Source organism: Streptomyces sp. NPDC017940 (genome assembly GCF_044328435.1).
Classification (GTDB): Bacteria; Actinomycetota; Actinomycetes; order Streptomycetales; family Streptomycetaceae; genus Streptomyces.
The window spans coordinates 413,113-430,508 of sequence record NZ_JBIRHJ010000003.1 but is presented as its reverse complement, the minus strand read 5'-3'; the positions used below and the strand labels follow the sequence as shown (position 1 = coordinate 430,508).

Here is a 17,396-nt window from a genome sequence, read left to right as displayed (position 1 = left end):
CGAGCCCGCAGGGCGATATGCGTACACACCCGTAGGGCCCCGCTCACCAAGGAGCGGGGCCCTACGGGCGTGAAGAGGAAGCGCGCCGCTAGGCGAGATGCGCTTCGGAGTCCAGCGTGACGCCCACCGCCTGGATCACGGCAGCGATCTTGAAGGCCTCCTGGATCGTCTCGCGGTCGACGCCCGCCTTGCGGAGCACCTGCTCGTGGGAGTCGAGGCACTGCCCGCAGCCGTTGATCGCGGAGACCGCGAGGGACCACAGCTCGAAGTCGACCTTCTCGACGCCCGGGTTGCCGATGACGTTCATCCGCAGACCGGCGCGCATCGTCCCGTACTCCGGGTCGGAGAGCAGGTGACGCGTGCGGTAGAAGACGTTGTTCATCGCCATGACGGCGGCGGCCGACTTGGCGGCGGTGTACGCCTCGGGGGAGAGGTTCGCCTTGGCCTCGGGCTCCAGCTCGCGCAGCACCTTCGGGGAGCGGGAGGCGATCGCGCAGGCGAGCACCGTGCCCCACAGCTGCTGCTTCGGCAGGTCGGAGTTGCCGATGACCGAGCCGAGGTTCAGCTTCAGGTCCTTGGCGTACTCCGGTACGGCGGACTTCAGTTCGTCGAGTGCCATGTCAGAAGGCTCCGTTCACTCGCCGGACAGCAGCGCGACCGGGTCCAGGGTCTCGTCGCCCTTGCTCCAGTTGCACGGGCAGAGCTCGTCCGTCTGGAGGGCGTCGAGGACCCGGAGGACCTCCTTGGGGTTACGGCCGACGGAACCGGCGGTCACCATCGTGAACTGGATCTCGTTGTTCTGGTCCACGATGAAGACGGCGCGCTGCGCGAAGCCGTCCTCGCCCTCGATGCCGAGCGCACGCATGAGCTCGTGCTTGGAGTCGGCCAGCATCGGGAAGGGCAGGTCCGTCAGGTCCGGGTGGTCCTTGCGCCAGGCGTGGTGCACGAACTCGGAGTCGCCGGAGAAGCCGAGGATCTGGGCGTCACGGTCGGCGAACTCGTCGTTCAGCTTGCCGAAGGCGGCGATCTCCGTCGGGCACACGAAGGTGAAGTCCTTGGGCCACGCGAAGACGATCTTCCACTTGCCTTCGTACGTCTTGTGGTTGATCTGCTCGAACTCCTTGCCCGTCTCCAGCGAGACACAGGCAGTCAGGTCGAACTCGGGGAACTTGTCACCGACAGTGAGCACACGTACTCCTTGCAGGGGAGGAGCCCGGTAAGGGGCTCCAGAGGGTTGGACTGCTGTCGATCGTGGCACAGAGTGCATTGATTAGGGAAATAGCTACACTTGGTCACGTTGATCGGAGGTGGCTATCAGTGCGAGCCATAAATAGGGGTAAGCAACCCAGTCTGGCGCAGCTGCGCGCCTTCGCGGCCGTGGCCGAGCAGCTGCACTTCAGGGACGCGGCGGCAGCGATCGGGATGAGTCAGCCCGCGCTGTCCGGCGCGGTCTCGGCCCTGGAGGAGGCACTGGGTGTCCAGCTCCTGGAGCGCACCACCCGCAAGGTGCTGCTCTCCCCGGCGGGGGAGCGGCTCGCGGTGCGCGCCAGGGCGGTCCTCGACGAGGTCGAGGCGCTCCTGGAGGAGGCCGACGCGGTGAAGGCGCCGTTCACCGGTGCGCTGCGGCTCGGCGTGATCCCGACGGTGGCGCCGTATCTGCTGCCGACGGTCCTCGGGCTCGTCCACGAGAGGTATCCGGACCTGGACCTCCAGGTGCACGAGGAGCAGACGTCCTCGCTGCTCGAAGGGCTCGCGGCGGGGCGCCTGGACCTGCTCCTGCTCGCCGTTCCGCTCGGCGTCCCCGGGGTCACGGAACTGCCGCTCTTCGACGAGGACTTCGTACTCGTGACGCCGCTCGACCACTGGCTCGGCGGACGCGAGGGCATCCCGCGCGAAGCGCTGCGCGAGCTGAACCTGCTGCTGCTCGACGAGGGGCACTGCCTGCGTGACCAGGCCCTGGACATCTGCCGGGAGGCGGGGCGCGAGAACCTGGGCGCGGGGCGTAGCTCGTCCGCCGGGGGTGGTGGTGCCGGACGGGCGGGCGCGCCGGTCACCACGACCGCCGCCGGTCTCTCCACGCTCGTCCAGCTCGTGGCGGGCGGCCTCGGGGTGACGCTCCTGCCGCGCACCGCGGTCCGCGTGGAGACGAGCCGCAGCAGCCAGCTCCTCACCGGGTACTTCGCCGATCCCGCGCCGACGCGGCGGGTCGCGCTCGCCATGCGGACGGGGGCCGCGCGGGCGGCGGAGTACGAGGAACTGGCGGCGGCCCTGCGGGAGGCACTGCGCCCGCTGCCGGTACGGGTGCTCGAGGCCTGACCGGGCCCGGCACCCGCACCGGCGGCGGGCTCACTCCGTACGCAGCCCGTCCGGGCGCATCATCCGCCACAGCGCCGGCAGGCTCAGGAGCGTCACCACCGCGACCAGGGCGGCGCCCGCGGCGCACAGCGGCAGGAACACCAGCCAGTCGGACACCGGCTTGTCCACCATCCGGCACATCACGGCCCCGAGTGCCAGGCCGCCGGTGATGGCGAGGCCGAGGCCGAGCACCACGGGGACCGCCGTCTGCCACAGCACCGACCACGCCATCGAGGAGCGGCGGGTGCCGAAGGCGGTCAGGGCGGCCAGGAGCCGCTTGCGCTCGCGCAGTTGCTCCAGGGTCGAAACCAGCATGGACGCCGCGATCAGCATCATGGTGGCGATGGCCCCGGCTTGCAGTCCCTTCTGCACGGAGGCGTACTGCTTGTCGCGCTCGACCATGCGGATGGAGTACACCCGGATCAGCGGGTCGATGTGCGTGGCCGCGTTGCGCACGTACTCCTCGGCGTCCGTGACCTTCGGGTCGATCTGCACCATGGCCTGGGTGCTCGCGTCCGCCAGCTTCGCCACGTCGATCGCGCCGGGCGTCACGAAGATGCCGTAGTAGCGGTCGCCCACCGGGTCGGGGCGCGAGGTGATCGTGCGGGCCGACTTCGGCAGCGTCCACGGCGTGTGCTTCCCGCGTGCCTCGCCCTCGTAGTCGCCCCAGCTCTCGCTGTTGAGGTCCACCTTCTCGCCGGGCCTGGCGGTGCGGTCCACCCACTGGTCCAGCTCGCGGTCCCCGGAGTGCACGACGAAGGTGTCGCCGTCCTCGCAGGAGCCGACCCGCGCCAGTTCGCGCAGGGTCGCGCAGGTGCCGACCGACAGCTCCGTGGTGGGCCGCATGTCGTCGGCGTTCTTCAGCTCGCCCGGCCTGACCACGTACGAGGAGACCCGGCCGATGACGCCCTCGACGCCCTTCGCGGCACGGAAGTCCTCGATCATCCGCTGGGCGAGCGGGCCGCTGGCCTCCGGCGAGGTGACGTTGAGCTGGGCGCGCCGGGGGTCCTGGTCTGTGGTGGTGTTGAACTCGTCGTGCATGGAGGCGAAGAGCATCTGGAGGGCGACCGCGCCCGCCACCGCGACCGTGATACCGCTGACCGCGCGCGCCGCCGTGCCGCTGCTCAACTGCAACCGCCGGGTGGCGAGCTGCCAGGGCACGGGGCCGCCGCGCAGCCGGGCCACGGCCGCCTCGACCAGCCAGGGCATCAGCGTCGCGAGACCCACCAGGGCGAGGGTGGCGCCCACGGCGACGGTGTACACCTGCACGTCCTCGCCGCCGGTGCGCGACACCTGGTCCTGGTTGAGCAGGATGAGCAGACCCACGACGGGCAGCAGCAGCCGCCACCACAGCCGTCGGCGACGGGCCGTCGTGCTGCGCACCACGCCGAGCGGTTCGATGGCGACGGCACGCAGCGAGACGAGCGTGACCAGGACGGAGGAGACCGGCACGGCCACCACGATCATCGCCGCGAGTCCGGGCATCGGCACCATGTCGGAGGGGAACGCGCTGACCTTCCAGATGTCGACGACGCCCACCAGCTCGCGTACGCCGAGGAAGAACACGGCGCCGAGCGCGAGGCCGAGGAGGGCGCCGAACAGCGCCTCGCCCGCGGCGATCCTGCGCACCGCCCGCCGGTCCGCGCCGACCAGGCGCAGCGCCGCGAGCCGCTGGTCGCGCCGGTCGCCGCCGAAGCGGACCGCGGTGCCGATGAAGATGAGCACGGGGGTGAGGAGCACGACGCAGATCAGGACGACGAGGACGACCAGGAGCGGGTCGAGCGGCTCGGCCGGCTCGTCGTACCCGAAGGCCTCGACGCGGTGGGCGCCCTGTGCCTTGGAGAGGGTGTCGGAACCGGTGTAGTAGTACAGCTCCTTGGGGCTCATCAGGCCCGCCTCGCCGATGGTGCCCGTGACGCGGTAGCCGTCGAAGCGCTGCTTGAGGAGCTTGCCCCCGGAGCTGTTCATCAGGTCGCGCAGGGCGGGCGACACCACCATCTCGCCGCCCCCGGGCAGCTCGCGCACGCCGGGCGGAAGCACCGGGTGGTCGCCGTCGGCGCGTACCGAGCGGCCGCCGATCTCCGAGTCGTGGAAGTCGGTGCCCGCGTCGACTATCAGGATCGTCCTGTCGGTGCGCGCGATCTTCTTGACGGACATCGTGTCGGCGGGGTTGCGGGCCGCCGCGCGGGCGTCCCGGTTGGCGAGCAGGTCGGGCACGGACGCGGCGCCGAGCAGCAGGGCGACGCCGAGGCCCACACCGACCGCGGTGAGCGTGGTGCGGACCCAGCCCTCACGGCCGCCGCCGACCGCGAACCGGATGCCCATGACGAGATCGCGCAGCCAGGCGCGGGCGCCGGTGGGCCCGGTGGGCCGGGAGGGTCCGGGGTGCGGGCCCGTACCGGCCGGGGCCGCGGGCTTCGTGCGGGTCGTGCTCATACCAGGCGCTCCATGTCCCGGGACTTGCCGTCGCGGACGACGATCTCGCGGTCGGAGTAGGCGGCGACCCGGGTCTCGTGCGTGACGAGGACGACCGCGGCGTTGGCTCCGCGGGCGGCGTCGGTGAGCAGCTCCATCACGCGCTCGCCGTTGAGGGAGTCCAGGGCGCCGGTGGGCTCGTCGGCGAAGAGCACCCGGGGGCTCGTGACGAGGGCGCGGGCCACCGCGACGCGCTGGCCCTGGCCGCCGGAGGCCTGGCCGGGGCGCTTGTCGCGTACGTCGTCGACCTCCAGGCGCTCCATCCAGGTCAGGGCGGTGCGCTCGGCGTCCTTGCGCTTGGCGCCGTTGAGCCGCAGGGGCAGGGCGACGTTCTCCACGCACGTCAGCTCGGGGACCAGCTGCCCGAACTGGAAGACGAACCCGAACTCACTGCGGCGCAGCGCGCTGAGCGCGGCGTCGTTCATGTCCGTGATGCGCTGCCCGTTGTAGGTGATCTCGCCCGCGTCGGGGCGGACGATGCCGGCGAGGCAGTGCAGGAGCGTGGACTTGCCGGAGCCGGAGGGGCCCATCACGGCGACTATCTCGCCGGGGTGGATGGAGAAGTCGGCGTTGTCGAGGGCGGTGGTCGGTCCGTAGACCTTGCGCAGACCGTCGGCGGTCAGCAGGGAGCCCGCGGGAGTCATCCGGGGAGCACCTCCTTGGCGAGCTTGCCCAGACGCGCGGAGGTGAGCTCCAGCCAGCGCAGGTCGGCTTCGAGATGGAACAGGGCGTGGTCGCAGATGAGCTGATCGGCGAGATCGCCCTTCCGCTTGCGGTCGGTGAGGATCCGCATCAGGCGCAGGTGTTCGGCGCGCTGGGTGTCGAGGATGTCGGCGGCGTCGCGGCGGGTGAGCAGCGCGAGGACGACCTTGGTGTACAGGGTCGACTGGAGGTACGGCTCGGGCTTCTCCGGCGTCGCGAGCCACCGCTGGACATCGGTGATGCCCGCCTCGGTGATGGCGTACCGCTTGCGCTCGGGGCCTTCGCCCGCCTCTATGCCGTCGACCTCGACGAGGCCGTTCTTCAGGAGGCGGGACATGGTGGAGTAGACCTGGCCGTAGTGCAGCGGCTTGTCGTGTCCGAACTTCTCGTCGAAGGCCCGCTTCAGGTCGTAACCATGGCGGGGCCCGGATTCGAGGAGCCCGAGGAGGGTGTGACCGATGGACATGCGGAGCACTATACACACCACGTATACCTGCGGTGTATACACCCAGTGTCCAGCTGGAGGGCCGCTCGCGCGGTCGAGGCGCGGGCAACCGTCCGTGGCCCTGGTGAGTCGATTTGGGTGGGACACCACCGGTTCCCCGGTGACGGGTGCTGATTGTCACGTCCGGAAAAGGGCGGATCGTGGGGAGTTTGTCCTGCGGCGCGGTGTTAGCTTCGTGAGCTGACCTGCGTTGCCAGGGGTACGAGGACGTACGCACCCGACGCGACGTACGCGAGCGACGGGACGTACGGAGCCGAAGCGTACGAGGACGACGAGACGAGCGGAGCAGCCACAGCCATGGGCCGAGCGGAAGACCGAAAAGCGCGGCAGCGCGGTGCGCGCCGGGCAGCGCCCGGTCGTTCGCCCGGCGACGCCCCGGCCACCGGCGGTCCTTCCGCCGCGGGCGGCCCGGCGGGTCCCTCGGCGGGCGGCCCGGCGGACGGCGGAACCGGCGGTGGCGGCACCGGCGATGGGGGCACCCCCGGCGCCGACGCGGCTTCCGGCGACGGCGGGCGCCGCGTCGGCCGCAGGGCGCGTACGGCGGGGCCCAGGCGCACCGGCATACGCCGCTTCCTCACCTGGAAGAAGCTCCTGGGCGCGTTCTTCGGCTTCATCCTGCTCGGCATGCTCGGCTTCGTCGTGCTGTACCTGGTCGTGGACATACCCAAGGGCAATGCCGCGGCGAAGATCCAGAGCAATGTCTTCAAGTACAGCGACGGCACGTTCCTCGCCCGCACCGGTGACCTGAACCGCGAGATCGTCGATCTCGACAAGGTGCCGAAGGAGGTCCAGCGCACCTTCGTGGCCGCGGAGAACAAGTCCTTCTACAAGGACTCGGGCGTGGACCTGAAGGGCACCGCCCGCGGCGTCATCAACACGCTGGCCGGCAAGGGCAAGCAGGGCGGCTCCACGATCACCCAGCAGTACGTGAAGAACTACTACCTCACGCAGGACCAGACCGTCTCGCGCAAGCTGAAGGAACTGGTCATCTCGCTGAAGGTGGACCGCGAGAAGAGCAAGGACAGCATCCTCGCGGGCTACATCAACACCAGCTACTACGGCCGCGGCGCCTACGGCGTCCAGGCCGCCGCCCAGGCCTACTACGGCGTCGACGCCGAGGAGCTGAACGTCTCCCAGGGCGCCTACCTCGCCGCCCTGCTCCAGTCCCCGAGCTCCTACGACTGGACGTCCGCCACCCCCACCGGCAGGAAGCTGGTCAAGCAGCGCTGGAACTACGTCCTCGACAACATGGTCGAGGAGGACTGGCTGCCCGCCGCCGAACGCGAGGCGCAGAAGTTCCCGGTGCCGAAGGAGCCGAAGCCCGACCCCACCCTGGAGGGCCAGACCGGCTACCTGGTGAAGGCGGCGGAGGCGGACGTCGAGAAGCAGCTCGTCGAGCAGGGGCTCACCAAGTCCGAGGCCGAGGCCCAGCTCAAGGCGGGCGGCTACACCATCACGCTCAACATCGACCGCAAGAAGCAGCAGCAGCTGAAGGAAGCCGTCGACAAGAAGCTCAACGCCGAGCTGGAGCCGGAGCGCAACAAGGCCGACGCGCGCGTGCAGGCCGGTGCGGTCTCCGTCGACCCCAGGACCGGCAAGGTCCTCGCGATGTACGGCGGCCGGGACTACGTGAAGCACTTCGTCAACAACGCCACCCGCAGGGACTACCAGCCCGCGTCCACCTTCAAGCCGCTGATCCTCGCCGCGGCCCTGGAGGAGGGCGCGACCACGCAGAGTGGCAGGCCGATCACGGCCGACACGATCTACAGCGGCCGCAGCAGGCGCCCGGTCGTGGGCAGCGACATCGGCTTCGCCCCGCCCAACGAGGACAACGTCTCCTACGGCCAGGTCGATGTGCAGACCGCCATGAACAAGTCCATCAACTCCGTGTTCGCGCAGATGGGCGTGGACGTGAAGATGGACAAGGTCCTTGAGGTCGCGGGCAGACTGGGCATGGACACCGAGGACCTGCCGGCCGTGCCCGCGCAGACCCTCGGCTCGATGGGGGCGAGCCCGCTGGAGATGGCGGGCGTGTACGCGACCCTCGACAACCACGGCAAGAAGGTCACGCCCGCGCTCGTGAAGTCCGTCGAGCACAAGGACCGTGCCGTGGACATGCCGGACCCGATCGGCGACAAGGTCATCAGCCGGGGCGCCGCGGACTCCGTCACCTCCGTGCTCACGGGCGTCGTCGACGACGGTACGGCCAAGGCCTCGGTGCGCGACGCCCCCAACCGCAGGGGCCAGCAGGTCGCCGGCAAGACCGGTACCTCCGACGACAACAAGTCGGCCTGGTTCGTCGGCTACACGCCGAAGCTCGTCACGTCCGTCGGCCTGTTCGGCGAGGCACCGAAGAACGAGGGCAAGGACAAGGGCAGGTACAAGGTCAGGCGGGGCGACCAGGCCTCGATGAAGGGGGCCCTCGGGCGTTCCCGTATCGACGGCGGCAGCTTCCCGGCCCAGATCTGGGCGGCGTACACCTTCAACGCGTCCGGCTCGCGCACCAGGTTCGACCTGGACACGGACATGGGCTCCGGTGTCGCCCCGCCGCCGCAGCCGACGACGCAGGCCCCGCCGACCCCGACGACCCGCCCCACGGAGACGAAGGACGAGGACGACAAGCCCTCGACCAAGCCCCCGACGCCGCCGTCCACGACTCCGACGACGAAGCCGCCGACGACTCCGACGACGACGCCGCCGACGTCCCCGACGACGAAGCCGCCGACCACGCCTCCCACGACGCCCCCGCCGTCGACGACGGAGGACCCGGACGACAGGGCCGACCGCTCCGACCGCTCCGACCGCGTGGACGGGCGGCGCGAGGAGTAGCGGCGGGCTCAGCCGTTCTGGTTCAGCTCGAACCAGACCACCTTGCCCGTGCTCAGCCGGGTGGCGCCCCACCGCCGGGCCAGCCTGTTGACCAGGTAGAGCCCGCGACCGCCCTCGTCCGTCGCGCGGGCCTGGCGCAGCCGCGGCAGCTGCGGCACGTCGTCGCCGACCTCGCAGCGCAGCACGTCCGTGCGCAGCAGCCGCAGGGTGATCGGCCGGGTGGCGTACCGCACGGCGTTGGTGACGACCTCGCTGACGAGGAGCTCCACCGCGTCGTTCAGCTCGGTCAGGCCCCAGCGTTCGAGGGCGCTGCGGGCCAGCCGCCGGGCGCGCGACGGAGTGGCGTCCTCCGGTTCCAGGAACCAGTACGCCACGTCGCTCGGGGCGATCCCGTCGAAGCGGGCCGCGAGCAGCGCGATGTCGTCGTCGCGGTCGCCGGGGCCGAGCATGTCGAGCACCTCGTCGCACAGCGCTTCCAGGGGCGGCGGATGGTCGGGCCCGGTGAGCTGGGCGGTCGCTGCGAGCCGCTCGCGCAGTTGCTCTATGCCGGTCCAGACGTCCCGGAGGCGGGACTCGACCAGGCCGTCCGTGTACAGGAGCAGCGTGGCGCCCGCCGGGGCGTCGAGCTCCACGGCCTCGAAGTCGACACCGCCGACGCCGATGGGCGCGCCCGGCGGCACCCGCAGGACCTCGGCGCGGCCGCCCAGATGCAGCAGGACGGGCGGGGGATGACCGGCGTTGGCGATGGTGATGCGGTGCGAGACCGGGTCGTAGACCGCGTACAGGCAGGTGGCCATGCGGTCGGAGCCGAGGCGCTGGGCCTGCTCGTCGAGGTGGTGCAGGACCTCCTGGGGCGGCAGGTCGAGTCCGGCGAGGGTCTGCGCGGTGGTGCGCAGCTGACCCATGATCGCGGCGGAGGTCATCGAGTGCCCCATGACGTCGCCCACGACCAGGGCGACACGGCTGCCGGGCAGCGGGATGGCGTCGTACCAGTCGCCGCCGACCCGGGCGGTCTCGGCCGCGGGGAGGTAGCGCGAGGCGAGGCGCACGCCGGTGGCGCGCGGCAGGGTCTCGGGCAGCATCGTGCGCTGCAACTCGTCCGCGATGTACGCCTCGCGGCCGTACAGGACGGCCTTGTCGATGCCGAGCGCGCTGTGCGTGGCGAGCTGGGCGGCGACGAGGAGGTCGTCCGCCTCGAAGGGGTGCCGGTCGGGGCGGCGCAGGAACACCGCGGCGCCGATCACCCGCCGCCGGCCGCGCAGCGGCGCCAGGATGGCCCGCTGCCCGCCGGGCACCGTACGCCCCTCGCCGAGCAGTTCGGGCAGCGCGCCGAGCGCCGCCGTGGCGTCGGCGAACACCGGGCGCACGCCGCGCAGGACCTCGGCGAGCGCGCTGCCCACGCGGACCTCGCACAGCTCGGCCGCCGCCGACAGGTCGGACTGCACTTGCAGGGCGGGCAGCGTGCCGCCGTCGGTGTCCTGGTCCTCCGGGATGCGGTCGGTGCGCCGGAGCCGCAGCAGCAGCGGCCCCGCGGGACGCTCGTCGCCGACCGGCAGCGGGTCGCGCAGATAGACGAGGATCGCGTCCGAGAACGTCGGCACCGTGGCCCGGCACAGGCCCATCACGATCTCGTCCAGGTCGATGCCGCGGGCGATGCGGCGGGTGGCGGCGCCCACGAAGCGCAGGCGGTCGCCGTCGCGGCGCATGGCCGCGGGTCCCGGCGGGCGTGGCCTTCCGGTGCGGCGCTCCGGGCCGTCGGGGGAGCCCGGCACGCCGGTGATGTCGGGTGCGGTCATGGCGCTTTCGCTGTCGGGGTGGGCCGACTCGCCGGAGCCGGGGCGGGCGGGTGCGGGTACGCCCCCGGCACCTTCGGGGAGCGGGCGGGGGCGGTGGCCGCCGGGGCCTTCGGGGCCCTCGGTGGCGGGCGTCGCGGACTGGGCGTGCTCGTTGCCCGTGCCCGCGTCCTGTTCACCCGTGCGGGCCTGCGCGGGCAGGGCGTTCATGGCTCCGGAGCCGTACGTGTCCGTCTCCGGGGCACGCAGCAGCGCCCCGCGGGGGTCCGCGGGGACTGGGGGCCGGGCACCTGGTGCCTCGCGGCCCTCGTAGGGGCTGAAGTGCTCCGTCACGCGTTTCGAATCCGTCCGTCCGGGGCTGCGCGCCGCGCGCGCCGTCCAAGCGTTGCTCAGCCGCGTCGGCAGTGCAGGAACAGCTGGTGCTCGGGTGGTGCGGTCGTGCTCGCGGGGGCGTACGTGTACGACTCCTCGTGGGCGATGTCGAAACCGGCGTCCCGCACGACCTGCCGCAGTTCGTCCCGCAGGTAACCGGATACCCGGATCGTGTGCCCCAGGAACGGAATCGCGGCGTCGTCCAGGTCGGCCTCGACCATGGAGAGCCCGAGCAGACCGCCGGGCCCGAGCAGCGACCGCAGCAGCCGAAGAGCAGACGGTATCTCCTTCCGGGGCAGCATCAACAGCGCGAAGAAGCAGACGATGCCGTCGAACCGGCCGACGGCGGCGCGTCCTTCGCCCGTCGGCCGCAGCTCGGCGAGGTCCAGGCGGCGGAACTCGGCCGCGGGCGGAGGAACGTTCGCGCGGGCGAGTTCCAGCATGCCGGCCGACAGGTCGACCCCCAGGACGGTGTGGCCCGCCTCGGTGAGCTGACGGGCCGTGGGCAGCCCCGTGCCGCAGCCGACGTCCAGGACGCGCGAGCCCGGGGGCAGCTCGTCGGCGAGCCGGCGTCCTGCCGCGAGCTGACCGTCCTTGTGCGGGAAAGCGACGTCGTAGGACGCGCCGATGGCGTCGAAGGCCTCGGCCTGGCCCGTGCGGTCGTGGCCGCCAGGCGCGCTGTGTTCCACGCTCACGTTCAGCCGCTCCTTGATGACATCCTGTCAAGCGCGCGGGCGGCACGAGGAGTTACTGCTGTGCGCCCTTGCGGAGGACGATCCTACGTTTGAAGTACGGGGGCGCATCAAGGGTCTCATGAGGACACGTGCGCGGGCGTGCGGTCCCAGTCCTGGGGCAGGGCGGGAATCCGCCATGTCGGGTCGGGCCGCCAGGCGGGCCACGCGTCACCGAAAGGAGGTCCCCAGGAACGGATGACGTCCACCGCCGCGTGCCCCGCCGCGCGCACCGCGCCGGCCTGCTCCCGGCTCATCAGGCCCGCCTCCTGGGCCTGCGCGAACTCGTCCTCGTCGTGCCAGCGCCAACTGCCGTCCGGGTCCACCGAGATGTCCAGGAAGTGGTCCTCGGAGTCCACGCCGCCGCTCCAGCGGACGCGCGGCTCCTCCAGGTTCACGTACCAGTTCTTGAACCGCCAGCCCGGTTCCCAGAACAGCCACACCGACCACGGGTCGTGCGGCCGGGCCAGCTTCAGGACGCCGGTGCCGAACCAGTGGCCGCGGCGGACCGCGCGCGGCTTGGTGTAGCGGGTGGCCAGGGGTTCCCGGTGCACGGGGGTGCCGTCCGCGAGGACCGGCTTCACGCACTCCGTGCCCGGGGCCAGCCACACCGCGAGCAGGTCGTCGGAGTCCTCGACGACCGTGACGGGCCGGCAGATGTGGAAGCGGGGGCCCGCGTTCTCCCGGTACCGCCACAGAATCTGCGTCCCCGGCGCCCAGCGCCGGGCCTTTCCTGGTGACGCCGTACCGTCGAGGTCTGTCATGAACAGATATTAGGTCCTGGCGGGGGCCTCCCCCACCCCGCCCCGGTGCGGCGGCGTCTCAGCCCGTCCGGCGTTCGAGGACGAGGCGCGGAGCGCCGACGACGGAGTCCGAGGGGGAGCCCCGGTTCCGGAGCAGGGGTGCCCGCGCGCGGAGCGCGCTGATGGACACAGCGGGGCGCCCCGCGAGGACCTACGGCCGCGTCATCCGCAGCACGTCCAGCGCCTCGTCCAACTGAGCCAGAGTCAGATCCCCCCGGTCCACATACCCGCCCTCGAGCACGACCTCCCGAATCGTCCGCCGCGCGGCGAGCGCCCGCTTGGCCACCTTCGCCGCCTCCTCGTACCCGATGTACTTGTTGAGCGGAGTGACGACGGAGGGCGACGACTCGGCGTACTCAAGGGCCCGCTCGCGGTGGGCGACGATCCCGTCGACCGTCCGGTCGGCCAGGAGCCGGGAGGCGTTGGCGAGCAGCCGCACCGACTCCAGGACGTTCTTCCCGATGACGGGAAGCATCACGTTCAGCTCGAAGTTGCCCGCGGCCCCCGCCACCGCGACGGTCGCGTCGTTCCCGGTGACCTGCGCGGCCACCATCAGGACGGCCTCGGGGATCACGGGGTTGACCTTGCCGGGCATGATCGAGGACCCGGGCTGGAGGTCGGGCAGGCTGATCTCGGCCAGTCCGGTGCGCGGCCCGGAGGCCATCCAGCGCAGATCGTTGGAGATCTTCGTCAGGCTCACGGCGACGGTGCGCAGCTGCCCGGAGGTCTCCACGATGCCGTCCCGCGCGCCCTGTGCCTCGAAGTGGTCGCGGGCCTCGGTGAGCGGCAGGCCGGTCGCGCGGGCCACCTCGGCGATGACGGCGGCGGAGAAGCCGGGCGGGGTGTTGATGCCCGTGCCGACGGCCGTGCCGCCGAGGGGGAGTTCGGCGAGCCGGGGCAGCGAGGACCGCAGCCGCTCGACGCCGTGCCGCACCTGCGCCGCGTACCCGCCGAACTCCTGCCCGAGGGTGACGGGCGTGGCGTCCATCAGGTGGGTGCGCCCGGACTTGACGACGTCGGCGAACTCCTCGGCCTTGCGTTCGAGGGCGGCGGCCAGGTGCTCGAGGGCGGGGATCAGGTCGCCCGTCACCGCGGCCGTCGCGGCGATGTGGATGGAGGAGGGGAAGACGTCGTTGGACGACTGCGAGGCGTTGACGTGGTCGTTGGGGTGGACGTCCCGGCCGAGCCGCTCGGTGGCGAGGGTGGCGATGACCTCGTTGGTGTTCATGTTGGACGAGGTGCCGGAACCCGTCTGGAAGACGTCCACGGGGAAGTGCTCGTCCCAGCGTCCCTCCGCCACATCGCGGGCGGCGTCGGCGACGGCCTCCGCGATGTCCTCGTCGAGCACGCCGAGCTCGGCGTTGACCTTCGCGGCGGCCGCCTTGATCTGCGCGAGCGCGGCGATGTGGGCGCGCTCGATGCGCTGCCCGGAGATGGGGAAGTTCTCGACGGCCCGCTGGGTCTGGGCCCGCCACTTGGCGTGGGCCGGGACCCGGACCTCACCCATGGAGTCGTGCTCGGTCCGGTACTCGTCGCTGCCTGCGCCGCCGCTCATGTTCCGACTGTCCTTCCGATCCGTGGTGCCCGCAACAGGCAGCCACGGAACGGTCGCCCGGCCCGTGACTGCCTCTACGGGGGTGAGCCCTCGTCCTGCCCGGAGTATTCCCGGGGCCCCGCGCGCCGACGGAGGACGGCGGGCGTCAGGCCTGGCCGGGCGCCCGTACCGGGATGCTCATGATGGTCGGCGGCTCGGCGGGGGCCTGGAAGAAGTCGTTGCCCTTGTCGTCGACGACGACGAACGCGGGGAAGTCCTCCACCTCGATCCGCCAGACGGCCTCCATGCCGAGCTCCTCGTACTCGACGACCTCGACCTTCTTGATGCAGTCCTGGGCCAGGCGCGCGGCAGGACCGCCGATCGAGCCGAGGTAGAAGCCTCCGTGCGCGGCGCAGGCGTCCGTGACCTGCTTGCTGCGGTTGCCCTTGGCCAGCATCACCCTGGAGCCGCCCGCGGCCTGGAACTGCTCCACGTAGGAGTCCATGCGCCCGGCCGTGGTCGGGCCGAAGGAACCGGAGGCGTAGCCCTCGGGGGTCTTGGCCGGGCCCGCGTAGTACACGGGGTGATCCTTCAGGTACTGCGGCATGTCCTCGCCCGCGTCGAGCCGCTCCTTGATCTTGGCGTGCGCGATGTCGCGGGCGACGACGAGCGGGCCCGTGAGCGAGAGACGGGTCTTGACCGGGTGCTTGGTGAGCTCGGCGAGGACGGCGTCCATGGGCTGGTTGAGGTCGATCTTCACCACGTCGCCGGAGTCCTCCAGGTGCGCGTCCTCGGTCTCGGGCAGGAAGCGCGCCGGGTCCGTCTCCAGCTGCTCAAGGAACACGCCCTCGGCGGTGATCTTCGCGGTGGCCTGGCGGTCGGCCGAGCAGGACACGGCGATGGCGACGGGCAGCGAGGCGCCGTGCCGGGGCAGGCGCACCACGCGCACGTCGTGGCAGAAGTACTTGCCGCCGAACTGCGCGCCGATGCCGATCTTCTGCGTCAGCTCGAAGACCTTCTCCTCCAGTTCCTTGTCCCGGAAGCCGTGGCCGGTCGCCGAACCCTCGGCGGGCAGCTCGTCCAGGTAGTGCGCGGAGGCGTACTTCGCGGTCTTCAGGGCGAACTCGGCGGAGGTGCCGCCGACCACGATCGCCAGGTGGTACGGCGGGCAGGCGGCCGTGCCGAGGGAGCGGATCTTCTCCTCCAGGAACTTCATCATGGAGGCCTCGTTCAGGACCGCCTTGGTCTCCTGGTAGAGGAACGACTTGTTGGCGCTGCCGCCGCCCTTGGCCATGAAGAGGAACTTGTAGGCGCCGCCGTCGGTCGCGTACAGCTCGATCTGGGCCGGGAGGTTGGAGCCGGTGTTCCTCTCCTCCCACATGGTCAGCGGGGCCATCTGCGAGTAGCGCAGGTTCAGCTCCGTGTACGCGTCGTAGATGCCGCGCGACAGGGCTTGTTCGTCGCCGCCCTCGGTGAGCACGTTCTGGCCGCGCTTGCCCATGACGATGGCCGTGCCGGTGTCCTGGCACATGGGGAGCACGCCCGCCGCCGCGATGTTCGCGTTCTTCAGCAGGTCGAGGGCGACGAACTTGTCGTTGCCCGAGGCCTCCGGGTCGTCCACGATGCGCCGCAGCTGCGCCAGGTGGGCCGGGCGCAGATAGTGCTGGATGTCGTGGATCGCCTCGGCGGCGAGCTTGCGCAGCGCCTCGGGCTCGACCTTGAGGAACGTGCGCCCTTCGGCCTCGAAGGTGGAGACACCCTCGGCGGTCACCAGCCGGTAGGGGGTGGTGTCCTCTCCCAGCGGGAGCAGATCGGAGTACGCAAACTCTGGCATGACGCCCAATTCCTCACTCGGCAGACAGCGGCGCGACCTCCATTGGTGGCGCCCGACCAGCGTAGAGCGCCCCTGCCGCGCGCTTCTTGTGAGGTAAGGCTCAGTTGCCCTGATGCCCCGATGCCCTGATGCCCCGATGCCCCGAGCGCGCCCCGGACGGGGGGTAGTCGCGATCTATCGCGTTTGGGTACGCTGCGTTGCGTGGACCCAGAGAAGCGTTCCCCGACCCCGCCCCGGCCGTCCGGGCGGCTGCGGGCCTCCGACGCCGACCGCGACCGGACCGCCGACATCCTGGCCGACGCGCTCGCCGTGGGCCGCCTCGACCCGCAGGAGCACAGCGAACGCCTCGACGGGGTCTACCGCGCCAAGACCCTCGCCGACCTCGAACCCTTCGTCGAGGACCTGCCTGACCCCGGCGAGAAGCCGGGCCCCAAGGGGGCGGCGTTCGAGAAGGTCCCCTCCCGCCCCTCGCCCGGCGCCGTCCCCGACACCGCCGACGAGACCCTGTACGGGGTCTTCGGGGACGCGGTGCGCACGGGCCGCTGGCGCGTCGGCCGGCGCACGCACGCGTACGCCGTCTTCGGTGACGTCCTGATCGACCTCAGCGAGGCGGTCTTCGAGCACCGGCAGGTCGTGATCAAGGGCTTCGCGCTGTTCGGCGACGTCCGCGTGCGGGTGCCGGAGAACATCTCGCTGCGCGGGCGCGGCTCCGGGATCTTCGGCACCTTCGAAGTGGACATGCTGGACGCCGAGGACAAGGAGGCGCCGGTCGTCTTCGTCGAGGGCCTCGCCCTCTGCGGGGACGTCAAGGCCCGCCCCAGATACGGGAAGATCATCCGTGACCTGCGCGGATATCTGCGCAAACGGCTGGAGGGCTGAGCGCCGCCCACGGTGTGCGCGGCCTTTTGCGACGACACGATCCGGCCACGAGCGCCGCACAGCAGGAACCTGAGCTTCCGTACGCCGGAACTCAGTGCATAGGCCCGCACACAGCGGGTAGAGCTTCGTGCATCGTCTCTCGCTCGCGAAGCCGTCGTCAGGAGTAGACCGTGCTGCAACCGACGCATCAGTCCCTGCAGGTCGCTGTTCCGGCTCAGCGGGGACCTGTGCCAGTGCGCGAGCGGGACCAGGACAACCCATGGCACTCCGACGCGGTGTGCCGCCGGGACGAGGCCGGTCTTTTCTTCGCCCCCTCCAAGGAGCCCACGGCGGCGCGGCTCTCCCGCGAGGAGGCCGCCAAGCGGGTGTGTGCCCGCTGTCCCGTCCTGGTGGAGTGCCGTGAGCACGCCCTCCTCCAGCCCGAGCCGTACGGCGTCTGGGGCGGCCTCACCGCCGCCGAGCGCCGGGTGGTCCTGGCCCGCCGCCGCCGGCGCGACCTGGAGCTGAAGACCTCCCACGCGACGGCGGGCACGATCGCGGCCGCGGGCTAGGACGGCCGCGGGCCCGCCGGCCGCTGCTCGACT

General features: G+C 71.5%; 14 protein-coding genes. 4 read left to right on the top strand and 10 right to left on the bottom strand.

Annotated elements, in window-relative coordinates:
* Window positions 1-88: 88 nt before the first annotated feature.
* Together ACH4DX_RS12020 and ACH4DX_RS12015 are read right to left on the bottom strand one after the other, a co-directional pair.
* Window positions 89-619 carry an alkyl hydroperoxide reductase gene (locus ACH4DX_RS12020; protein WP_398154977.1) on the bottom strand — a complete coding sequence of 177 codons (531 nt, stop codon included), beginning with the start codon at window positions 617-619 and terminating at the stop codon, window positions 89-91.
* Between the two features lie 15 nt (window positions 620-634).
* Window positions 635-1,189 (bottom strand): peroxiredoxin, encoded by a 555-nt coding sequence (locus ACH4DX_RS12015; protein WP_030562719.1) that lies wholly within the window; start codon window positions 1,187-1,189, stop codon window positions 635-637.
* Window positions 1,190-1,317: 128 nt separating this feature from the next.
* Here ACH4DX_RS12015 and ACH4DX_RS12010 point away from each other — a divergent pair, with 128 nt between their 5' ends.
* On the top strand, window positions 1,318-2,316 hold the full coding sequence (locus tag ACH4DX_RS12010; RefSeq protein ID WP_398120184.1) for a LysR substrate-binding domain-containing protein: 999 nt from the start codon (window positions 1,318-1,320) through the stop codon (window positions 2,314-2,316).
* 30 nt (window positions 2,317-2,346) lie between these two features.
* Here the strand turns inward: ACH4DX_RS12010 and ACH4DX_RS12005 are convergent, their stop codons facing one another.
* Genes ACH4DX_RS12005 through ACH4DX_RS11995 form a run of 3 tightly spaced genes read right to left on the bottom strand, consistent with a single transcriptional unit; the run spans window position 2,347 to window position 5,998 of the window.
* Window positions 2,347-4,791, bottom strand: a complete 2,445-nt coding sequence (locus ACH4DX_RS12005) for an FtsX-like permease family protein (protein ID WP_398154976.1) — start codon at window positions 4,789-4,791, stop codon at window positions 2,347-2,349.
* Window positions 4,788-5,474 carry an ABC transporter ATP-binding protein gene (locus ACH4DX_RS12000; RefSeq protein WP_398120187.1) on the bottom strand — a complete coding sequence of 229 codons (687 nt, stop codon included), beginning with the start codon at window positions 5,472-5,474 and terminating at the stop codon, window positions 4,788-4,790. The genes ACH4DX_RS12005 and ACH4DX_RS12000 overlap by 4 nt, the downstream gene beginning before the upstream one ends.
* The gene (locus tag ACH4DX_RS11995) at window positions 5,471-5,998 is read right to left on the bottom strand and encodes a PadR family transcriptional regulator (RefSeq protein ID WP_398120189.1); all 528 of its coding nucleotides are present in this window, start codon (window positions 5,996-5,998) and stop codon (window positions 5,471-5,473) included. Before ACH4DX_RS11995 ends, ACH4DX_RS12000 begins: the two co-directional genes overlap by 4 nt.
* Window positions 5,999-6,334: 336 nt before the next feature.
* On the opposite strand from ACH4DX_RS11995, the gene ACH4DX_RS11990 reads away from it, so the two are divergent.
* Window positions 6,335-8,866, top strand: coding sequence for a transglycosylase domain-containing protein (locus ACH4DX_RS11990; RefSeq protein WP_398154975.1), 2,532 nt, complete (start codon window positions 6,335-6,337; stop codon window positions 8,864-8,866).
* Between the two features lie 8 nt (window positions 8,867-8,874).
* On the opposite strand, the gene ACH4DX_RS11985 is transcribed toward ACH4DX_RS11990, so the two are convergent.
* The 5 genes from ACH4DX_RS11985 to ACH4DX_RS11965 form a co-directional block, all read right to left on the bottom strand.
* A complete protein-coding gene (locus ACH4DX_RS11985) occupies window positions 8,875-10,992 on the bottom strand; it encodes a SpoIIE family protein phosphatase (protein ID WP_398154974.1) in 2,118 nt (705 codons plus the stop codon).
* A 56-nt stretch (window positions 10,993-11,048) separates the two neighbouring features.
* A complete protein-coding gene (locus ACH4DX_RS11980; RefSeq protein WP_398154973.1) occupies window positions 11,049-11,726 on the bottom strand; it encodes a class I SAM-dependent methyltransferase in 678 nt (225 codons plus the stop codon).
* A gap of 116 nt (window positions 11,727-11,842) precedes the next feature.
* Window positions 11,843-12,526 (bottom strand): DUF402 domain-containing protein, encoded by a 684-nt coding sequence (locus ACH4DX_RS11975; protein WP_398154972.1) that lies wholly within the window; start codon window positions 12,524-12,526, stop codon window positions 11,843-11,845.
* 190 nt (window positions 12,527-12,716) lie between these two features.
* A complete protein-coding gene (locus tag ACH4DX_RS11970; RefSeq protein ID WP_398154971.1) occupies window positions 12,717-14,120 on the bottom strand; it encodes a class II fumarate hydratase in 1,404 nt (467 codons plus the stop codon).
* Between the two features lie 145 nt (window positions 14,121-14,265).
* A complete protein-coding gene (locus ACH4DX_RS11965) occupies window positions 14,266-15,933 on the bottom strand; it encodes a fumarate hydratase (RefSeq protein ID WP_398120198.1) in 1,668 nt (555 codons plus the stop codon).
* 201 nt (window positions 15,934-16,134) lie between these two features.
* On the opposite strand from ACH4DX_RS11965, the gene ACH4DX_RS11960 reads away from it, so the two are divergent.
* Window positions 16,135-16,812: a DUF1707 domain-containing protein gene (locus ACH4DX_RS11960; protein WP_398120200.1), complete on the top strand. Its 678-nt coding sequence runs from the start codon at window positions 16,135-16,137 to the stop codon at window positions 16,810-16,812.
* Window positions 16,813-16,982: 170 nt separating this feature from the next.
* A complete protein-coding gene (locus ACH4DX_RS11955; RefSeq protein WP_398120202.1) occupies window positions 16,983-17,363 on the top strand; it encodes a WhiB family transcriptional regulator in 381 nt (126 codons plus the stop codon).
* Window positions 17,364-17,396: the final 33 nt, after the last annotated feature.